This is a genomic window from Flavobacterium sp. WC2430 (genome assembly GCF_040822075.1).
Taxonomy (GTDB): domain Bacteria; phylum Bacteroidota; class Bacteroidia; order Flavobacteriales; family Flavobacteriaceae; genus Flavobacterium.
Genome location: NZ_CP162007.1, coordinates 835,454 through 856,527, shown reverse-complemented (window position 1 = coordinate 856,527; position 21,074 = coordinate 835,454). Strand labels below are relative to the sequence as shown.

Sequence of the window (21,074 nt, the reverse complement as noted above, 5' to 3'; positions counted from 1 at the left end):
ATTAATTTATTTTTTTAAACATTAGTAACACTTGCTTTGATGGATTTGATTATTTTAGAACAAAACTAACTCACTTAAATGGGAATACTTTACGGTTTCCCGTAAGTGGAATTATTATTTATTTAGGAGTTTTATTTCTTTAACAAGGTAACATCCGTTGCTTATTCTCACAATACCCACTTTTAGTGATTTTTACCAATTTTTAATTTTAATTTATTCATTTCCTCACTCACTTTTCTTTGCACTACTTTCCCGTAACTTTCCTGTGTTATTGTCATGTTGGAATGACCTAGTAGTTCTGATACGATTTCCATAGGCACATCATTGTATAATAATACCGTTGAAGCAAATGTTTTTCTGGCAATATGGTGTGTTAGCCTTTTCTCAATTCCAGTTATTGCTGAAATTTCCTTTAGATAAGAATTGAATTTTTGATTGCTTATTGGTGGAAATATGAGATTACTATCAGTTGAATACTTTTCAATGATTTCTTGTGCTTTTGGAAGTATTGGAATAGAGATTTGACGTTGTGTTTTCTCTCTCTTCATTTGGATCCAGTTAATGTCATCAAAACCAATTTGTATATTCTGCTTCTCAAGATTTGCCATTTCATTATAGGCTAGTCCTGTGTAACAACAGAAAATGAATAAGTCTTGAATTAAACTCAGTCTTTTTTGTTGCAATACAGCTTCTTCAAAGGTTTTAAGCTCTTTTTTAGTAAGGAATATGACTGTTTTGCGCACTGTTTTAGACTTGTGCATTATAAATGGGTCTCTATCCAAATAGCCTTCTGAAATAGCTTGTTTTATAGGCGTTCTAAGTCTCTGAATGGTTTTGTTGATAGTGATTTGCTCTTGATTCTTTTCTGTTTTTAAATAGTAGTCAAAATCATTTAGAAACTGTAGACTTAATTCTTCTAGAGGGTAATCTGTTTTCTTGTATTTCCATTTTAAGAAAGCTTCTAAGTGATTGCCTACATAAACGAACTTCTTATAGGTGTTATCTTTGATTTCTAGTCCTACTAGTTTTTTAATTTTGGAGAGATACTGTTTGTAGTAGGAGAGAATGAATTCACTTTTCTTTAGTTCTTTGCCAAAGTATTTGTCGTGAATGTCTTCAATAGAAAAAGGATTTTCTTGTAATCTTAAAATCATGTAGATGCTATTGACCTTAGATTTTATCTTGTCAAGTTGAGCGTTGTATAGAATTGCAGATTTGTGGGATTTTAGAATTACTTGGTTTTTGGTATCCCAATGCTCAGACTCAATATTAATACCTGTGCTAAGCTGTTTTCTGTTCCCATTTAGGGTTAGTCGGCAAAATAATGGAGATTGATTCTTCTTGTTTTTTCTATTCTTTCCTTCAATAAATAGAATTTTGAAATTGTCTGTTGTCATAACTTTTTGTTTTAGTCAGACATGCAATTGGTTACGATAAAAAAAGTGATGCCTTTTAGAAAAAGAGATGATGCCTAATATGTTGCCTTTTTTTGCAAAATAAGTTGGCAAGTTGGCGAAATTCAAAAAATCTCAATTCTCTACTAAACCACCGTGAAGTCCCGCTTTCACTACCGCTTTAAAACAAAAAAGACCTTACATTGCTGTAAAGTCTTTTTAAAAAGCTCCCTCTCTTGGGCTCGAACCAAGGACCCTCTGATTAACAGTCAGATGCTCTAACCAACTGAGCTAAGAAGGAAACTGTATATTTTTATTCTGATACTGAATGAACGTTTTTGTGTGCTTAGCAGTGCCGTTTGTTTCACTTGTAAAGCGGTGCAAAGATAGGGGTAAATTTCATTTCTGCAAGTAAAAATTAAATTTTTTTTACTTTTTTTTACTTCCCTATAATTGACTTGTAAATGTCGTTTCCATTAGCAAATAGTAACAGTGTTATAAGTAATACGAAACCAACCATTTGAGCATTCTCTAAAAATTTATCAGATGGTTTTTTACCAGAAATAATTTCGTATAATAAAAACATGACATGACCACCATCAAGTGCTGGAATAGGCAATAAGTTCATTACACCCAGCATAATTGATAACAAAGCCGTGATTCTCCAAAAAACTTCCCAGCTCCATGTACTTGGAAAAATGTCAAATATGGCTTTAAAACCACCTACTTGTTTGTAAGCACCCGTACTTGGACTGAAAATCATTTTTAGTTGTTTTCCGTATCCTACTAATTGGTCTTTCCCTTTGGTGATTCCCACAGGAATTGCTTCAATTAAACCATATTCTTTTGTGCTTACCTTGTAATATCCTAGTTTTTCTAAAGATTCCATGCTTATTCCGCCTAGATTAACTCCTATAGTTCCTTCCTTAGACACTATTAAACTGATATTTTCTTCTTTTTGATCACGAAGAATCGTCGCTGGAATGGTTTTTCCTTTATTGTTTGCCAAAATTAATTTAGCTTCATCAATATACTTTGTTTTTTGACCGTTTAAAGAGGTCACAATATCTTTGGGCTGTAAATTAGTGTTTGGCGATTCTTCACTAACTGCACCAATAGCAAATGGCATACGAATATCTACTAGACTCCCTTTTTCATATTTTGATAATTGATCTACAAAATCAATTGGCATTTTTATTTCTTGTTGGATTCCGTTTCTTTCAATCATCACTTTTTTAGCCATGATGATTTTCATGTTGATATCGTTATCAAATTTTGCAATCGTAACACCATCAGCAGCCAATATTTTATCACCTGTTTTAAATCCTGCTTTTATCATCACAGGATTTTCGATTAGCATACCGTCTTTGAAATCCGTATTGGCTACAAATGTATCGCCATAAGCAAATGCCATCCCGATATAAATGATGAAAGCCAAAATGAAATTCACGGTCACACCACCTAACATAATAATCAAACGTTGGTAAGCGGGCTTAGAACGAAATTCCCAAGGTTGTGGAGGCAAAGCCATTTGCTCTTTGTCCATACTCTCGTCAATCATTCCGGAAATTTTTACATAACCACCTAGAGGCAACCAACCGATACCATATTCAGTCTCTCCAATTTTCTTTTTTATAAGGGAATATTTTACGTCAAAAAACAAGTAGAATTTTTCGACTCTGGTTTTAAATAACTTAGCAGGAATAAAATGTCCTAATTCGTGAAGTATAATAAGTAATGATAAACTCAATAAAAATTGAGAAAGCTTGATAAATAGATCCATTTTTAAATTTTAATTCTTTTTACAACTCACAAAAGTAAGGTTTTCTATTTGTTTAATTTGCAATAATTGTTCCATACCCTTTTAAATGTTTGTTAATTATTGGAATTTGAATTTTTCCTTTGGTTGATGTCCCGTAACTTTACTTTTCAAAAACGGTTTTTCCGTTGTCCTCATTTATAATACATTAAAAATATAAAGTATGTCTTCAAAATTATTTTCACCACTTCAAATAAAAAATATTACCCTAAAAAATAGAATTGCGATTTCACCCATGTGTCAATATTCGGCTATGGATGGTTTTGCCAATGATTGGCATTTGGTACATCTAGGGAGCCGCGCATCAGGTGGAGCTGGATTAATTATCCAAGAAGCGACAGCCGTTTCACCAGAGGGAAGAATTTCTCCTGGTGATTTAGGAATTTGGAATGACAACCAAATTGAAAAATACATTCAAATCAATCGATTTATCGAAAGTCAAAATGCAGTTCCTGGAATCCAACTCGCACATGCTGGAAGGAAAGCAAGTGTTTCGGCTCCTTGGGAAGGCAATAAAAAATTAGACGCCACTCAAGGGGGATGGCAAACTGTTGCACCGTCTGCAATTGGCTATCATGATAATGAAGCAAGTCCTGTGGCTTTGGATGCAAACGGAATTCAAAAAGTACTTTCTGATTTTAAATCAGCTACCAAAAGATCCGTACAAGCCGGTTATAAAGTAATGGAAATTCATGCTGCTCATGGGTATTTGCTCCACCAGTTTCTTTCGCCTCTGTCGAATCTAAGAACGGATGAATATGGAGGAAGTTTTGAAAATAGAATTCGGTTTACGCTTGAAGTAGTTGCTGCCGTACAAACGGAATGGCCAAAAGAGTTGCCTTTGTTCGTTCGGATTTCGGCTACCGATTGGGCAGATGGAGGATGGAATGCGGAGGAATCAGTACAACTTTCGAAAAGACTAAAAGAAAACGGAGTAGATTTAATTGACGTCTCTTCTGGAGGCGCGGTTTCGCACCAACAAATTCCAATAGGACCTAATTACCAAGTTCCTTTTGCGGAACGCATTAAAAAAGAAACAGGAATTCTAACCGGTGCTGTAGGTTTAATTACCGAAGCGCACCAAGCCGAAGAAATTGTTGCTTCTGGAAAAGCCGACTTGGTTTTATTTGCTAGAGAATCATTAAGAGACCCCAATTTAGGACTGACATTTGCTCATGATTTACAAGCAGAAACCGTTTGGCCAAAACAATACGAACGCGCTAAACAATAAAGTTTTTAAAATATATAAGTCAGGTAAGTTTTTTTCTAAAAAGTAGAAGATTTCAACCATATAAGGTATTTTAAGGTCATGTAAGTTTTGTTTATTTATATGTTTCATTTTTTTTAAGGTGTTAGAATTTTAGCCCGCAGAGCTGACGGATTGAACTGGTTTGTATCGATTTATTGAATTTAGAACAGTGTAAAAAGAAAATCTGTGCTAATCTGTGGAATCTGTGGTAAAAAAATAGGACCGCAGATTAAAAGGATTCTCACAGATTTTTTATGATAGAATAAAGTAAAATGATATGCAATAATCCCTGTTCCATAAGGGAATACTGAGTAGACGCATCATATAAGTTTTTTTCTAAAAAGCAGAAGATTTCAACCATATAAGGTATTTAAGGTCATGTAAGTTTTGTTTATTTATATGTTTCATTTTTTTTAAGGTGTTAGAATTTTAGCCCGCAGAGCTGACGGATTGAACTGGTTTGTACTGATTTATTGAATTTAGAACAGTGTAAAAAGAAAATCTGTGCTAATCTGTGGAATCTGTGGTAAAAAAATAGGACCGCAGATTAAAAGGATTCTCACAGATTTTTTATGATAGAATAAAGTAAAATGATATGCAATAATCCCTGTTCCATAAGGGAATACTGAGTAGACGCATCATATTTCTTAAATGAATTATATGGTTAAATTTTTTTAACATATAAGTCATATAAGTTTTTTTCTAAAAAGCAGAAGATTTCAACCATATAAGGTATTTTAAGGTCATGTAAGTTTTGTTTATTTATATGTTTCATTTTTTTTAAGGTGTTAGAATTTTAGCCCGCAGAGCTGACGGATTGAACTGGTTTGTATCGATTTATTGAATTTAGAACAGTGCAAAAAGAAAATCTGCGCTAATCTGTGGAATCTGTGGTAAAAAAATAGGACCGCAGATTAAAAGGATTCTCACAGATTTTTTATGATAGAATAAAGTAAAATGATATGCGATAATCCGCGTTCCATCAGAAACAGAGTACAGTACTTGAATACATTTCTTAAATGCCCTTATATGCCTTATCTAGTTTAAATATAAAAGGTATTACTATTAAAAAGTTTAAATTCGTGTTTTATAAAATAATACTATGCAAAAAATAAAAACCGCTTTACTTTCCTACGGAATGTCTGGAAAAGTATTCCATGCCCCATTTATAGAATTTCATCCCGGATTTGAATTATTAGGTTCTTGGGAAAGAAGTAAAAAATTAATTCAACTGGATTATCCTGAAGTGAAAAGTTATCCTACGCTAGAAGCAATTTTAGAGGATGATATTGATTTAGTTGTAGTAAATACTCCCGTTGGGACCCATTTTGAATATGCCAAAAAAGTGTTGTTAGCAGGCAAACATGCGATTGTCGAAAAAGCATTTACCACCACCGTTGCCGAAGCGCAGGAACTAGCAGCTTTAGCCAAAGAAAAAGGAGTGAAATTGGCCGTTTTTCAAAACCGCCGTTGGGATAGTGATTTAAAAACGGTTCGTCAAGTGTTGTTAGACGGAAGCTTGGGTGATATTGTGGAAGCCGAATTCCATTTTGACCGCTACAATCCTAAGCTGAGTCCAAAACAACATAAAGAGACAGCCAATTCTGGCGCAGGGATTTTAAAAGATTTAGGTCCGCATCTTATCGATCAAGCCCTTTATTTATTTGGTTTTCCTACTGCTGTTATGGGGGATATTCGCTTCACTAGAGACAATTCATTAGTGGATGATTGGATCGATATTACCTTGTATTACGATACTTTACGCGTCCGATTAAAAGCCAGTTTTTTTGTTAGAGAAGCTATTCCTGCCTATCAAATTCAGGGTAAAAAAGGTTCCTTTTTAAAACCGAGAGGGGACATACAAGAGAATGATTTAAAAATTGGAAAAAAACCAAACTTAGCGAGTTGGGGAACAGAATCAATCGATAATGAAGGTCTGTTGCATACTGAAATAGAGGGAAAAATAATCCATGGAAAAATTCCAACATTGCAAGGGAATTATTATAGTTTTTTTGATGGTGTTTATCATTCCATTATGAACAATACTATAGAACCAGTTACGGCACAAGATGGGGTTCATGTTATGCAAATTATTGAGGCAGCCATTCAAAGTAGTGCTCAGAAAAAAATAATCGAATTATAGTTAAGATTTCTATTTTAAAGTAATAATCATTAAGAGATTAAGAAATAAATCTTAATCTCTTAATGATTTATAAATCAGTTATTTTAACTTGTTTTTTATAAATAAAATATACTTTACAAGTGATATTTTATTTTTTTATAAACAATAACGATGTATTTATATGTACTGGTGTAGTTTAGACACAATGAATCAATGCTTTTTGTATTTTTGTCCATTAATTATAAAAGCCTGTCATTTTGATTGATTTACAATTTATAACGCAGTTTAAAGCCAAAGGGAAATATAAGAAAACCTATCAAAATGCTAAGATTTCTTATCTTAATAGAATACGTTGGGCGGTTTCCACTTTTTATTTTGGTATGGGATTGTGTTTTGCCACTTGGGCAAGCCGAATTCCAGATATAAAAACGGCATTAGATTTAGGATCAGCTGAATTAGGAACTATCTTGTTCGCAGTTCCGCTTGGGCAATTACTGATTATGCCTTTTTCGGGTAAATTAGTAACCCGTTTTGGCAGTCATCGCATCTTGATATTTTCTTCCATATTATATGTAATAAGTTTGACTAATCTAGGTTTAGCCACAAATCCTTGGCAATTGTCATTAGGATTATTTGTATTTGGAATCTTTAGTAACCTAACTAATATAGCCGTAAATACACAAGGCGTATATACCGAAGAGCTTTTTAAAAAAACCATCATGTCTTCTTTTCATGGCATGTGGAGTTTTGCGGGTTTTACAGGCGCTTTAGTTGGTTTAGGAATGTTGGCATTACAACTTACTCCCTATGTTCATTTTTGGATAGTGGGTGTAATCGTGTTTTTGCTGATGGCATTCAATTATAAATTTCTGATAAAAGCCAAAGAAATTCCCAAAACCGAAGAGAAAAAATTATTCACAAAACCTGATTCTGCCCTTATATGGTTAGGAGTCATCGGTTTTTGTTGCATGGCCAGCGAAGGCGTTATGTTTGACTGGAGTGGCGTTTATTTCAAAGATGTTATTCACGCTCCAGGACCATTAGTAATTTTAGGATACACCTCCTTTATGATTATGATGGCTGGAGGACGCTTTTTTGGAGACGGATTGATCCATAAATTTGGCCGAAAACCAGTAATGCAAATCAGCGGATTTTTAATTTCCGGAGGGTTGTTCACAGCCGTATTTTTCCCCTATATTATTCCTGCTACCATTGCATTTATGTTTGTGGGAATTGGAGTTTCAACGATTGTTCCAACACTTTATAGCATTGCAGGAAAAAATCCTTCTGTTCCACCAGGCGAAGCTTTAACGATCGTTTCAAGCGTAAGTTTTCTAGGGTTTTTAATGGGACCACCTGTAATTGGGTATATTGCTGAGCTTTCCAGTTTGCGGTTTTCGTTCGCATTCATAGGTGTATTTGGAGTGTTAATAGCCTTTATGGTTTCTCGAATTAAGGCCATTCAGTAATTTTTTTAGTAATACCACTTCTCTTTTTCACAATAGTATTTAGCCCCGCTATACACAGTATCTTTATTGTCGCCTCCGAAGTTTCGGGGCTGTCAATAAAGGATACTTGTTGCTATCGGGATTATTTCACCACTTTTTGAGGTGTTAATTTTGTATATTCTTTTCGTTAAAGTAAGCGATGAATTCCACATGAAATTTTTTTTTTACTGAAAATGAACAACTTAACAGTATTTTATTTACATTTAATAAATATTATAATACTTCACAATTCATAAGGTTTCTCAATACCACTGTTTTATAGTTTTTAAAATTCCCAAAAACATTTTTCTATTATTTTGATTTACGAATCCCATTCGGGATGCTTTGCTGTACAGTCAATAAATCAAATTTTATCAAAAACAACATTTTCCAAAATCTAACAGGGAAAGAGTGGGCTATATAACACAAATGTATTTATGAAAAATGTTCTCCTGATTCTTTTTTCTATTTTTCCATTAGGACTTGCTTTTGCACAAAATCAAACTGGTATTTCAGGAAGAGTGATCGATTCCAAAACCCAGAAACCACTCCCTTACGTAGTGATCTCAGTACAAAATACGAATCTAATGCAACTCACCACATTTGACGGGGAGTTTGTTTTCGAGTCCGTTGCTAGCGGAGAGCACCTATTGCTGTTTCACAGTCAAGGTTTCAAAGATGCCTTATATCCAGTGACGATTGTAGCCAATCAAATCACAAATCTTGGTGACGTATTCTTAGAAGACGACCAAATTACCGACTTACAAACAAGTGTAATTCGCTTGTATGAAAATGATTTAACGGATGACAATAGCGGTTCCGAAAGCACCTCTGGTTTATTGCAATCCTCCAAAGATGCTTTTCAACAAGCCGCCGCTTTCAATTGGGGACAAGCCCGATTCCGAATTCGAGGATTAGACAGCGAGAATGCCATGACCATGATCAATGGTGTTACCATGAACAAACGTTATGATGGTAGACCACAATGGAGCAATTGGGGTGGACTCAATGACGCCACTCGCAATCAGGAATTTTCCGTAGGAACAACTCCCTCCGATTATAGTTTTGGTGGAATTCTTGGAACCCAAGAAATCAACACCCGCGCTTCTATATATAGACCTGGCACCCGAATCACATTTTCAGGAACCAATACTAATTACAGTTGGCGTACTATGGGAACCTATGCTTCTGGAATGGGAAGTAGTGGTTGGGCTTTTGTAGTTTCGGCAGGGAAAAGATTGGCGGAAGAAGGGTATTTTGAAGGAACAACTTTTGATGGAAATTCCCTTTTTATGAGCATAGAAAAGAAATTAAATGACAAACATTCCTTGAATTTCACAGGATTTTATACACCCAATACCCGAGGTAAAAATTCCCCAAATACTGCTGAGGTAACGCAATTGACCTCGGAAAAGTACAATTCTTATTGGGGATATCAAGACGAAAAAAAGCGAAATGCAAGAACCAAAACCATCGAAGAACCCATCTTGATGCTCAATCATTTTTTCAAAATAAATGACCATACCAATTTAAATACCAGTGTGATGTATCAATTTGGAAAAATAGGAAATACCAATATTGATTATCAAAGCGCCAATAGTCCAGATCCAACCTATTTTAGAAAATTACCTTCCTATTATTTGTCGCTTTATGCCAAGGATAATGGAGAATTTTCGGGAGATTTTACACCTGATTATGACAATGCCGAGAAAAGTAGGATTGAATTTTTAGCGAATCCACAAATCGACTGGGACGCTATGTATCGAGCCAATCAAAGTCCGATTCTAGATGCAAACGGGAATATAACAGGTTATGAAGCCGCACAAAGTCACTACGTTTTATACGAAGATAGAACCGATGACAAAACGATGACAGTGAACACCAATTTCAATACCCAACTCAATGAAAACTTGATTATGAATGCAGGAGGTTCATTCAGTAATTTAAAATCACATAATTATCAAAAGGTTTTGGATTTGTTAGGCGGGAATTATTTTCAAGATATTGACGGTTTTTATGATGGGAATCAAGCGCAATCGGATTTGAATAATCCCAATAGGCAAGTGGTAGTAGGAGAGGAGTACGGGTACAATTATAATTATGTGGCCAATACACTAGATGCCTTTACTCAATTTAAGTTCAATTACAATAAGATAGATTTCTATTTGGCGCAATCCTTTTCTAGTACTAATTATCAAAGAGAAGGGCTCTATAAAAACGGAATTTATGAAACGATATCTTTCGGAAAAAGTGAGAAGATACAATTTGAAAACTTCGGATTCAAGGGCGGATTAACCTATAAAGTTTCAGGAAAACAAATGCTGACTTTCAATGCAGCTCATTTGACTAAAGCACCTACAATACGCAATACATTCCCTAATTCCCGACTCAATAATTCCATTGTTGATGGCTTGCAAAGTGAAAATATAAACAGTCTAGATGCCAGCTATTTATTCCGTTCTCCTAAAATGAAAGCAAGGATCACAGCGTATTATTCTACAATAAAAGACGCAACGAAAACTTCTTTCTTCTACGCCGAAGGGATTTTTGATAATGGGGCGGGATATACGAACACCAACGCATTCGTGAGTCAGACTCTAACCCATTTGAATAAAATGAATAGAGGAGTCGAGTTCAGTTTTGAGTACCAAATATCGGCTACTTTTAAAACGAGTTTATCTGCTGGGTATGGACACTATATTTATGATAGTAATCCGAATGTGAGTATCAATAATGATGCAGTAGCATCTATAGAGAATACAAATCCATCCTATGATTTTGGTACCGCTTTATTAAAAAATTACAAACAAGCCGGTCTGCCACAACAGGCCTATGCTCTAGGAATTGAATACCGTGATCCTAAATATTGGTGGATTGGTACCAATGTAAATTATCTAGCAGATACCTATATCGATGTTTCGCCCATTTCTAGAACGAGTCATTTTTATACTAACCCCACAAGTGGATTTCCATTTCCAGAAGCATCAGAAGCACGAGCTGCTGAATTATTAAAACAAGAAAAGTTTGATCCCGTGTTGCTACTCAATTTCACAGGAGGGAAATCGTGGCGCATTCGAGGGAAATATGTAGGACTATTTGTAAGTATCAATAATGCCTTAGACACTAAATACAAAACGGGTGGATATGAACAAGCTAGAAATGCAAATTTCAGACAACTCAATCAAGATGTTTCCAGTGGAACTCCCTCTTTTGGCAACAAATATTTTTATGGTTATGGAAGGACTTATTTCGTAAACCTTAGTTTCAACTTATAAATCATTCACTATGAAAACTTCTTATTTTAAAATTATTTCATTGTTAGTTTTAGTTATCTTCTTTTCCTCTTGTATTAGTGATGAAGTTACTGTTCCTAAACTCACCTGCAATCAACCTGATTTGATCGTGAATAAAACGGTTGCCGAAGTGCATACTACTGCAGCTGCTATTGTTTCGCAATATTTGTACGATGATGTCATTGAAGCCTACGTCGTTTCTACAGATGAATTTGGAAATTTTTTCAAGACGATATCCTTTCAAACATTGGCTACAGCCACAAGTCCAGCCATTGGATTTAGTGTTCCAATAGACGTTACAAATGCCTATGTTGATTTCAGATTAGGGAATAAAGTATATGTAAAATTAAAAAATCAATATACCGATATCAATTATGGGAGTTTACGAATTGGAGGAATTTATGTCAATACCTATAATGAAGGTGCTGTGGGCCGACTTTCTCAAAACGACTATAAAAATGTATTGCATGCTTCTTGTACCACGGTAACAGAGGATCAATTGGTGCGATCCATTTCTATTTCTGACCTAGTGCAGGATTCTAATTTGAATACACTTGTAGAATTGTCAGACGTACAGTTTACAGAAGTGGCCGTTGGGCGTCATTATTTTGAAGAAACAAACAACGTTGGTGGAGCGACTAACTGGAGTTTAGTAGATAAAGCAGGAAATCAAGTCATTTTTAGAACCAGTAGTTATGCTGATTTTGCAACTAAAATAGTTCCAGATGGCAGCGGAAAAGTAAGGGGAGTATTGACCAAATTTGGTTCCGATTATCAATTAGTAGCTCGTTCAGAAAAAGATGTAGTTATGACAGGAATAAGAAAGGCTCCATTCTTTGCTGAGGATTTTAAAAATGTGGTGGACAAGTCCAATTTAAGTTTACCAGGTTGGGCGAATATCGTGCAAAGCGGTACCCTGTTTTGGAAAGGAACAGTCTACTCAGGGAATGGGTATGCTGAGTTTAATATTTCTGGCACAAAAGTAAACTCTAATATTGCGTGGTTGATTTCACCAAAAATTGATATGGATATGCATACGAATGAGGTACTCACTTTTAGAACCGCCCAGCATCATCTCGATGTAGATTCTCCTTTGAATACCTTGGAAGTATTTGTTTCTACTAATTTTGACGGACTGAATGTAAAAACGGCTACTTGGATTCCCGTTTCGGTAATTTTACCCAAACAAGCCACACCTTGGTATCAGTTTGTAGGAAGTGGTGGAGTTGATTTATCATCTTATAAAGGAAAAATCAATATTGCGTTTAAATATATTGGATCAGGAAAAAATCTAGCTTTGGATGGTGCTTTTCAGGTTGATGATGTTCAGATTTATGGAGACAAATAATTTTTATAAAAGGCAATTGTTGAATTGACTATATTTGCCATTCTAAAAATAATTTTACCATGAAATACACTTTTATTGCATTAATTTTCACTCTTTTTATTTCTTGTAAACAAGACGATGCTGAAGTAACAGCACCAACAGAAACAATTGATTATGTTGCTAAAAACGACCAAGAAATTGTAGACTACATTGCCAAAAACAAATTGACAGCTACCAAAACAGATACAGGTTTGTATTATGTCATTAATGAGCCAGGAACAGGTATCAAACCTACAGCGTCTTCTAATGTAACAGTAGCTTACAAAGGATACTTTACAAACGGAACTGTTTTTGATCAAAGTGATGCCGCAGGAATTTCGTTTGGTTTGAATCAAGTAATAAAAGGATGGACAGAAGGAATTCCTTATTTTAAAGAGGGAGGAAGCGGCGTTCTTTTGGTTCCAGCTCAATTAGGTTATGGAAACAATACGACTGGACCAATTCCAGGAGGTTCTGTTATTCTTTTTGATGTTAAATTGATCAAAGTAAATTAGATTAAAAATTTTAAATATTAAAAAGGCTGTCCGATTTGGACAGCCTTTTTGCTTTTTATTAATTCTAATATTAAATCTATCTATTTTTTCAATTGATAAATAACGGCTTCATAAGGTCTTAATTCTCCTGAATGAGAAGCTTTGCCGTAATTGTCAATTAATACTTTTCCTTTTTTACTAATTAGATCAGTATGTGCATTCGCATTTTTGGAAGAAAAATTCAATAAAACCAAAACTTTTTCTCCGTCTAATTCTCTAGTGTACGCATAAACATCTGGATTTTCTTTGTCTAATAAAGTATATTTACCATAAACCAAAATAGGGTTTGTTTTACGCAAATGTGTCATTTGTCTAAAGTAATTTAAAACCGAATTGGGGTCTTTTTCTTGTGCTTCAGCATTTAGACTAACGTGATTTTCATTTACTTTTAACCATGGCGTTCCAGTTGTAAATCCTCCGTTTTCTGAATTATTCCATTGAAAAGGAGTTCGTCCGTTATCTCTGGCTCCTCCCGTTTTTTGGTTTTCTATGAATTGATTTAAATCGCCTCCCGTTAATTTTAAATGCTCGTATTCAGCTAATGTTTCTATATCCCGGTAGTCTTCAATTTTATCAAATTTAGCATTGGTCATCCCAATTTCATCTCCGTTATAGTAGTACGGAGTTCCTCGCATGGAAAGCAAGAAGGTGGTTAGTAATTTAGAAGAAACTGCTCTAAATTCAGGCGCATCATTTCCCCAACGCGAAGTCATTCTTGGCTGATCGTGATTTCCTAAATAAATAGTTCCCCATCCTTTGTTTTCATACACTTTGTCCCAATCCGAATAGATTTTTTTGAAATCAACTAGAGAATAGGGCCCCATTTTTTTGAAATAACCAGGTTCATAACCCAAGTTGGTTCCCTCAAAATGATAGCCCATATTAAGTTCTTTACGGTCTTCATCAACAAAATTTAAAGCTGTTGAAGTTAGCATTCCTGCACCTTCAGCTAATGACATACAATCGTATTTACTCAATACTTCGCGATTCATTTCTTGAAGGTATTCATGCAAATGTGGTCCGCTTGCCAAATAGACATCCCAACGGCCATGGTAGTTTTTGTTTAACTCTTCTTGAGAGATTTCTGGAAAAGCAGTGTCTTTTGAGATAAAAGGAATCACATCCATTCTAAATCCATCAATTCCTTTCTGGAACCACCAATTCATCATGCTATAAATCTCCTGACGTAATTTTGGATTTTCCCAATTCAAATCGGGTTGTTTGTAGTTGAAATAATGCAAGTAATATGCATTTGTTTGTTCGTCATAACGCCATCCGCTTCCATCGGCTTCAAAATTGCCTGGACGGAAAGCAGGTTTCCCTTTTTCGGCTGGCCACCAGTGGTAATAATCTCTATACGGATTGTCTCTTGATTTTCTACTTTCTTGGAACCATTTGTGTTCATCACTACTGTGATTTACCACTAAATCCATTACTAATTTCAATCCTCGTTCATGCATTCCTTTTAGTAAAGCATCAAAATCTTCCATCGTACCAAACTCTTTCATTATAGCTTGGTAATCTGAAATATCATACCCATTATCCGCATTTGGAGATCCGTATATGGGATTTAACCAAACTACATCAATACCTAGACTTTTGATGTAATCTAATTTTTGAATAATTCCCTTCAAATCACCCACGCCATCTCCATCACTGTCTTTGAAACTGCGTGGATAGATCTGGTAAACTACTGCTTCTTTCCACCATTTACGGTCATTAGCTGATTTATTTTCTTGTGCCATAGTTTTGTTGGTTACTAACAATACACAGCAAAGTACAAAAAGGACAACGAATTTTGAATAGACTGATTTCATTTTTTGGTTATTTAGTTCTTTTTTATTAAGTTGGTATAAAAAGTTGATTTAGAAAGTGTTATTAATAAAAAAGGCTGACCAATTGGACAGCCTTTTTGTATTTGTAGTAATCAATTATTATTTGATTTCAATAAGGCTAATCGCATAACCTCCACCTGGAGCAGATAACTGTGACAATTTTGATTTGCTAGTTACCGTCATTTTACGAATCGTATACGCTTGAGGATTTGTTTTATAATGAGCATCCTTTGCATCAGCATAAATGGTAGCAGTATATTTTTTTCCTTTTTCTAAGAAGTCAAATTTTATGTTTGAAGTACGTGGCGTTTCTCCATTTACATTCCCTACAAACCAGTTATTGGTTCCCTTTGCTTTTCTTGCTACAGTGATGTATTGTCCTGGTTCTGCTTCAAGATAGTTACTTACCGTCCAATCGATAGCTACGTCTTTAATGAATTGAAAAGCGTCTAAAAAACGATTGTAGTTCTCCGGTAAATCGGCGGCCATTTGTAACGGACTGTACATGGTTACATACAAAGCCAATTGGTTAGCAAGAGTACTGTTTACATGCGAATGATTGTCAGGATTTAATTTTGATAAATCCATTTCAAATATTCCCGGAGTATAATCCATTGGTCCACCTATTAAACGAGTAAATGGCAATACTGTTACGTGATTGGGTTTAGACCCACCAAAAGATTGGTATTCAGTTCCTCTTGCTGCTTCGTTACCAATTAAGTTGGGATACGTTCTGCAAATTCCAGTAGGACGAACCGCTTCGTGAGCATTAACCATAATTTTATATTCGGCTGCTTTTTCGATGGCATATTGATAATGGTTCACCGTCCATTGGTCGTAATGATTTTCTCCTTTTGGTAAAATATCACCTACATAACCACTTTTTACAGCATCATATCCGTTGTCTTTCATAAACTGATATGCTTGATCCATATGACGCTCGTAGTTACGAACAGATCCGGAAGTTTCATGATGCATAATCATTTTTACCCCTTTTGCTTTTGCGTAAGCGTGAATTCCTTTGACATCAAAATCTGGATAAGGCGTTACAAAGTCAAAAACGTAATCTTTGGCATGACCAAACCAATCTTCCCAACCGATATTCCATCCTTCCACTAAAACACCACCAAAACCATTTGCAGCAGCAAAATCAATGTATTTTTTCACATTATTAGTAGTCGCTCCATGTGTACCATTTGGTTTTGCTTTTGAGTAATCTGTAATCCCTAATTGTACTGATGGAAATTCATTAGTGTAAGACCAAGAACTTTTTCCAGTAATCATTTCCCACCAAACTCCAACATATTTAACTGGTTTGATCCATGAAGTATCTTCAATTTTACAAGGGTCATTCAAGTTCAAAGTCATTTTTGAAGCTAGAATATCTCGAGCATCGTCACTCACGATTATCGTACGCCAAGGTGAAGTTTGTGGTGCTTGCATGTTCCCTTTATCACCATTGGCGCTAGGAGTCAACCACGATTCAAAGACCATGTTTTTATCATCTAGATTCAAGTGCATGCAAGAATAGTTGATTAATGCTGCTTCGTGTAAATTGATGTAGATTCCATCATTCGTTTTCAACATCAATGAAGTTTGAACTCCTGTTGGAGAAAATGATGTTTGTGAAACGTTGTCAGTTTTTGCTTTTTCAGTTAACCCTCTAATTTCTGATAATTTTGAGGTAGTATAATCGTATTCTTGTGTGTCATAATCTCCTGGAATCCAAAAAGCAGTATGATCGCCTGTCATAGCAAACTGGGTTCTTTCTTCCTTGATTATAAAATAAGTCAGGTTTTTTTGAGCAGGGAATTCATAACGAAAACCTAAACCATCATCAAACAAACGGAAACGAATTACGATTTGTCTGTCAGTTCCGTTTTGATTTAAGGTAACAGCCAATTCGTTATAATGATTGCGAATTTGATCTTCTTCACCCCAAACTGGTTTCCAAGTCTCATCAAAAGTGCTTATTTGTGTATCGATTGTCGTGAAATCATTTAGTAACGATTTTTTGTCATTTTTTAATTCCAGACCTAGTTTACTTGGTTTTACAACTACTTTTCCTTTGTAGTTCAAACTGTAACTTGGCGTACCATCACTAAGCAATGAAAACTCCATTTGGAATTTTTGATTGGGTGATTTTAATTGTTGTGCCGAAACGTTGCTGAAAAATGCTAACGTGAAAAGTAGCGAAAAAAGATAGTGCTTCATTTTATTTAATATAAATTACTAGTTAATTTTTGGTTTTTAATTTGTTCGAAATTTGAAAGTGCTTTTATAGGATCTCCTTCTAAATCTAAAAGCGTGAATATTATTTTCTCAAATACAGTTTTCCGCAAACGATTTATTTAAAAGGCAACACTATACTATTTGTCTTTGAAATTTCTGAAAAGTAAAATTAAGCTCTTTATACTCGTTAGATTTTTTCGATTTTAAAAAAGTAGATTAAAAACCAAAAATAAAATCATAAATATAATTATATCAACCACTTATAAAAAATAAAGAATCTAAAAAAGTGGTGACTTTAGAACATAAAAAAGTCATTTAGGATTGATTTATACAGAAACAGACTTTCAAAAAAGAATTTTATGATTTTATATTTGTGCCAATTTGCATTACTTTGGTTTCAAATTCCTCACGAGGACCTGCCGCTTTATTTTTAAGTTGGGAACGATAATTATAAATTGTGGATACCGAATAACGTAAAAAAACAGCAATTTTGGCACTGTCTTTTATTCCCAATCGGATCAAGGCGAAGATTCTTAATTCGGTATTTAATAATTCCCCGTCTTTCAATTGTGTTGCTTCATCATCAATTAGCAAAGCCGAAAATTCTTTGATAAAATTGGGAAAAAGCTGTAAAAAGGTCTGGTCAAAATTAGTATAAAACGTAGCGAGTTCGTTTTCAATAAAATCTTTTGACTTCACGGCACTTACTAAATCGTTCATTTTCCCCGTGGTTGCCATCAAGTTCAATTTACGGCGGTACCCTTCTAGTTTGCCTATATAGTCCGAACATTGATCCATATAACGACCAATGTAAATTTCTTTTACCAAATTGGTTTCAGAAAGGGCGTTATTGGTTTCGTTCAATTTCTCATTAAAAACGGATAATTCTTTATTCAATTCCGAAAGTTGATTGTTAGCCAAACTAATTTCCTGTTTGGCAGTAGACAATCGTTTCATTTGTTTGAAAAGAAGGAACAAAGCCGTCATTAAAAATAGAGAGAGAATACTGGCACTTATTAAAAACAGGATTAACTGGAACCGATTGGTTTCATTTTGCTTTTGATACGCTTCATTAATAATGGGCATCATCTTAGAAATCTCGTAGGTTCTCAAACGCGCATTACAAAAAACAGCATCTTCCAAGGAACGCTTCATGTATTTATAAGAGCGGTCAATATCGCCTTCTTCGTATAATAAAAAAGCTAAGGAACGTAGCGAAATGTACTCTTTTTTGGCCAACTGCAAGTCGGAAATTGCCGAGATAGCCAACCATTTTTTTTCTTGTTCAGTCTCTTTTTTTCCATGGTAGGATTGTGAAATGAGATACGCCACAACAGCTTGCTCAGGATTATCTTTCGCAATTTCTGGAAAATGCTTCAGCAATAAGGTTAAGGTTTGATCGAATTTTTGGTGTTCGATGAGTTTGCTGGCTTGGTCAATAAATTCTAAACTGGATTGAGATGGGTAGGACAGCATGGTGGAATCTCTATACCGCTGTGTTAATATATCATATTTCTTTTTTTCCTGAGGCGATGCCGCATAATCTGACATCGAACCATAAATAGTAGTACTAACACGGTAAAAATCACTTTTAAGATTGGCTAGGGATTTGAGGTCAATTTTATGGAGAACATCTGTGGCTTCCTTGTACATACCTAAGGTTCCCATGATGGAAGCTAAGTTTAAGTTAGCCGAATTAATTTTGGGTATATCTTTTAGCGTACTAGCTATTTGAAAATTTTTTCTAGCATATGCTAGGGCTGAATCCGACTGATAGAGTTTGTATTCTTCGAATAATTTTTGACCAATTTCATATTTTTGAAGATTGGTTGAAGTGTATTCTAGCAGCTCTTTCAACTTGTTTATTTTTTCTTCTTTTTTATCCGAATACTGTTGGTAATTGTCTATAGTTTTATCCAACTCACCCAATAAAGAATCAAAATTATTTTGACCAATAAGGAGTACAGGAAAGAGTAAAACAATAAACAATGTCAAAAACCGACTCATTCAATTGGGATTTAATTTGTGTAAAAATAAATAAAATAAGTTAGTAGGTGTTTTTTAAACATATAAGTCATATAAGTTTTTGAGGTTTAAGTTTTTTTTGAACCATATAAGTTATTTAAGGTCATATAAGTTTTAGGAAAATAATTAAATATGCGTTCTGCGTGCCAATAGACACAGAGCATCTGCAGTACATATCTTCAATGAGCTTATATGCCTTATGTGGTTTAAATTTTTTATTGTGTAAGGATTTGAGCCCATAGATCTAGCAGATTAAAATGATTTTCACGCCTTTTATTTATAAAGAACATATAAATTTAATAAGTCCCTCACAAATGATTAAATTTGTAGCTTATTCAAAGATATGTTAGAAAAAGAAGTATTAAATTTCGAAAAAACAGCCATTGTTGGTATTGTAACTCAAAATCAAAGTGAAGAGAAGCTCAATGAATATCTTGACGAATTAGAGTTTTTAACATTTACCGCAGGCGGACAGGTAGTAAAACGTTTTTCTCAAAAAATGGAACGCCCTAATCCCAAAACTTTTATGGGTACAGGGAAGATTGAAGAGATTCATTCGTATGTAAAAGAGAATGATATTTCGACCTTGATTTTTGATGATGAGTTAACGCCTTCACAGCAAAAAAATATTTCAAAAATAATTACCGAATGTAAAATACTGGATAGAACACACCTTATCCTAGACATTTTTGCACAACGTGCCGAAACTTCGTATGCAAGAACCCAAGTAGAACTGGCACAATGCATCTATATGTTACCAAGACTATCTGGACTTTGGACGCATTTGGAGCGTCAAAAAGGTGGAATTGGAATGCGTGGACCTGGAGAAACTGAGATTGAGACAGACCGACGTATTGTACGTGATAGAATCGCCTTATTGAAAGATAAAATCAAGGCCATTGACAAACAAATGGGAACGCAACGAGGCAATCGTGGTTCTATGGTGCGTGTCGCTTTGGTAGGATATACTAATGTTGGTAAATCAACCTTGATGAATGCCGTAGGGAAAAGCGATGTATTTGTCGAGAATAAATTGTTTGCAACTCTAGACACAACAGTTCGTAAAGTGGTGATTAAAAACCTGCCATTCCTATTGTCAGACACTGTGGGATTCATACGTAAATTGCCAACTATGTTGGTTGATTCCTTCAAAAGTACGCTGGATGAGGTTCGTGAAGCTGATTTGTTATTGCACGTAGTTGATATTTCGCATCCCGAGTTTGAAGATCATATTGCCTCCGTAAATCAAACTTTGCAAGACATCAAAGCCAATGACAAACCTGTAATCATGGTTTTCAATAAAATAGATGCTTATAAACATTTGACTATTGATGACGATGATTTAATGACCGAAAAAACGCCAAGACATTACACACTCGAAGAGTGGAAATCCACTTGGATGAGTCGAGTAGGTGAGGAAAATGCATTGTTCATTTCGGCAACTAACAAAGAGAATTTCGAGGAGTTTAGAGAACGCGTTTACGAAGCCGTAAGACACATTCACATTACGCGTTTCCCGTACAACAAGTTTTTATATCCAGATTATAAAGACGCAGTAGAGAAAGAAGACAAAGAAGAGGAAGAAACCGAATAATTTTCCCCAAAACATAAAATACAACAATCCCTTTTGATATTTCATTAGGGATTTTTTTTTGGGCATGTCCCAGCTTCCACTCCGTTCCAGCTGCGTCAGGCTGT

General features: G+C 34.9%; 12 protein-coding genes and 1 tRNA gene. 7 read left to right on the top strand and 6 right to left on the bottom strand.

What is annotated here, in order from left to right; all coding sequences use genetic code 11:
* Nucleotides 1-182: 182 nt before the first annotated feature.
* The 3 genes from AB3G36_RS03615 to rseP all read right to left on the bottom strand — a co-directional run bounded on the left by AB3G36_RS03615 (nucleotide 183) and on the right by rseP (nucleotide 3,177).
* Nucleotides 183-1,397 carry a tyrosine-type recombinase/integrase gene (locus AB3G36_RS03615; RefSeq protein WP_367756097.1) on the bottom strand — a complete coding sequence of 405 codons (1,215 nt, stop codon included), beginning with the start codon at nucleotides 1,395-1,397 and terminating at the stop codon, nucleotides 183-185.
* A gap of 224 nt (nucleotides 1,398-1,621) precedes the next feature.
* Nucleotides 1,622-1,695: transfer RNA gene (locus AB3G36_RS03610), tRNA-Asn, on the bottom strand.
* Between the two features lie 138 nt (nucleotides 1,696-1,833).
* Nucleotides 1,834-3,177 (bottom strand): RIP metalloprotease RseP, encoded by a 1,344-nt coding sequence (rseP, locus tag AB3G36_RS03605; RefSeq protein ID WP_367756095.1) that lies wholly within the window; start codon nucleotides 3,175-3,177, stop codon nucleotides 1,834-1,836.
* Nucleotides 3,178-3,376: 199 nt separating this feature from the next.
* Between rseP and AB3G36_RS03600 the strand changes: the two genes are divergently transcribed.
* From AB3G36_RS03600 to AB3G36_RS03575, 6 genes are all read left to right on the top strand, one after another.
* Nucleotides 3,377-4,444: an NADH:flavin oxidoreductase/NADH oxidase gene (locus AB3G36_RS03600; RefSeq protein WP_367756093.1), complete on the top strand. Its 1,068-nt coding sequence runs from the start codon at nucleotides 3,377-3,379 to the stop codon at nucleotides 4,442-4,444.
* A 1,120-nt stretch (nucleotides 4,445-5,564) separates the two neighbouring features.
* Nucleotides 5,565-6,605, top strand: a complete 1,041-nt coding sequence (locus AB3G36_RS03595; protein ID WP_367756091.1) for a Gfo/Idh/MocA family oxidoreductase — start codon at nucleotides 5,565-5,567, stop codon at nucleotides 6,603-6,605.
* 236 nt (nucleotides 6,606-6,841) lie between these two features.
* Nucleotides 6,842-8,053, top strand: a complete 1,212-nt coding sequence (locus AB3G36_RS03590; RefSeq protein ID WP_367756089.1) for an MFS transporter — start codon at nucleotides 6,842-6,844, stop codon at nucleotides 8,051-8,053.
* Between the two features lie 455 nt (nucleotides 8,054-8,508).
* Nucleotides 8,509-11,346 carry a carboxypeptidase-like regulatory domain-containing protein gene (locus AB3G36_RS03585; RefSeq protein WP_367756087.1) on the top strand — a complete coding sequence of 946 codons (2,838 nt, stop codon included), beginning with the start codon at nucleotides 8,509-8,511 and terminating at the stop codon, nucleotides 11,344-11,346.
* 10 nt (nucleotides 11,347-11,356) lie between these two features.
* Entirely contained in the window at nucleotides 11,357-12,712 is a 1,356-nt protein-coding gene (locus AB3G36_RS03580) for a DUF5689 domain-containing protein (protein WP_367756085.1), read from the top strand.
* Nucleotides 12,713-12,771: 59 nt separating this feature from the next.
* A complete protein-coding gene (locus AB3G36_RS03575; protein WP_367756083.1) occupies nucleotides 12,772-13,245 on the top strand; it encodes an FKBP-type peptidyl-prolyl cis-trans isomerase in 474 nt (157 codons plus the stop codon).
* 80 nt (nucleotides 13,246-13,325) lie between these two features.
* Here AB3G36_RS03575 and AB3G36_RS03570 read toward each other — a convergent pair whose 3' ends face one another.
* From AB3G36_RS03570 to AB3G36_RS03560, 3 genes are all read right to left on the bottom strand, one after another.
* Nucleotides 13,326-15,029 (bottom strand): alpha-glucosidase, encoded by a 1,704-nt coding sequence (locus tag AB3G36_RS03570; protein WP_367756081.1) that lies wholly within the window; start codon nucleotides 15,027-15,029, stop codon nucleotides 13,326-13,328.
* 189 nt (nucleotides 15,030-15,218) lie between these two features.
* The gene (locus tag AB3G36_RS03565) at nucleotides 15,219-17,333 is read right to left on the bottom strand and encodes a glycoside hydrolase family 97 protein (RefSeq protein WP_367756079.1); all 2,115 of its coding nucleotides are present in this window, start codon (nucleotides 17,331-17,333) and stop codon (nucleotides 15,219-15,221) included.
* A 375-nt stretch (nucleotides 17,334-17,708) separates the two neighbouring features.
* Nucleotides 17,709-19,358, bottom strand: a complete 1,650-nt coding sequence (locus AB3G36_RS03560; protein WP_367756078.1) for a DUF6377 domain-containing protein — start codon at nucleotides 19,356-19,358, stop codon at nucleotides 17,709-17,711.
* Between the two features lie 361 nt (nucleotides 19,359-19,719).
* Between AB3G36_RS03560 and hflX the strand changes: the two genes are divergently transcribed.
* On the top strand, nucleotides 19,720-20,970 hold the full coding sequence (gene hflX / locus AB3G36_RS03555) for a GTPase HflX (protein ID WP_367756076.1): 1,251 nt from the start codon (nucleotides 19,720-19,722) through the stop codon (nucleotides 20,968-20,970).
* The last annotated feature ends 104 nt before the right edge of the window (nucleotides 20,971-21,074 follow it).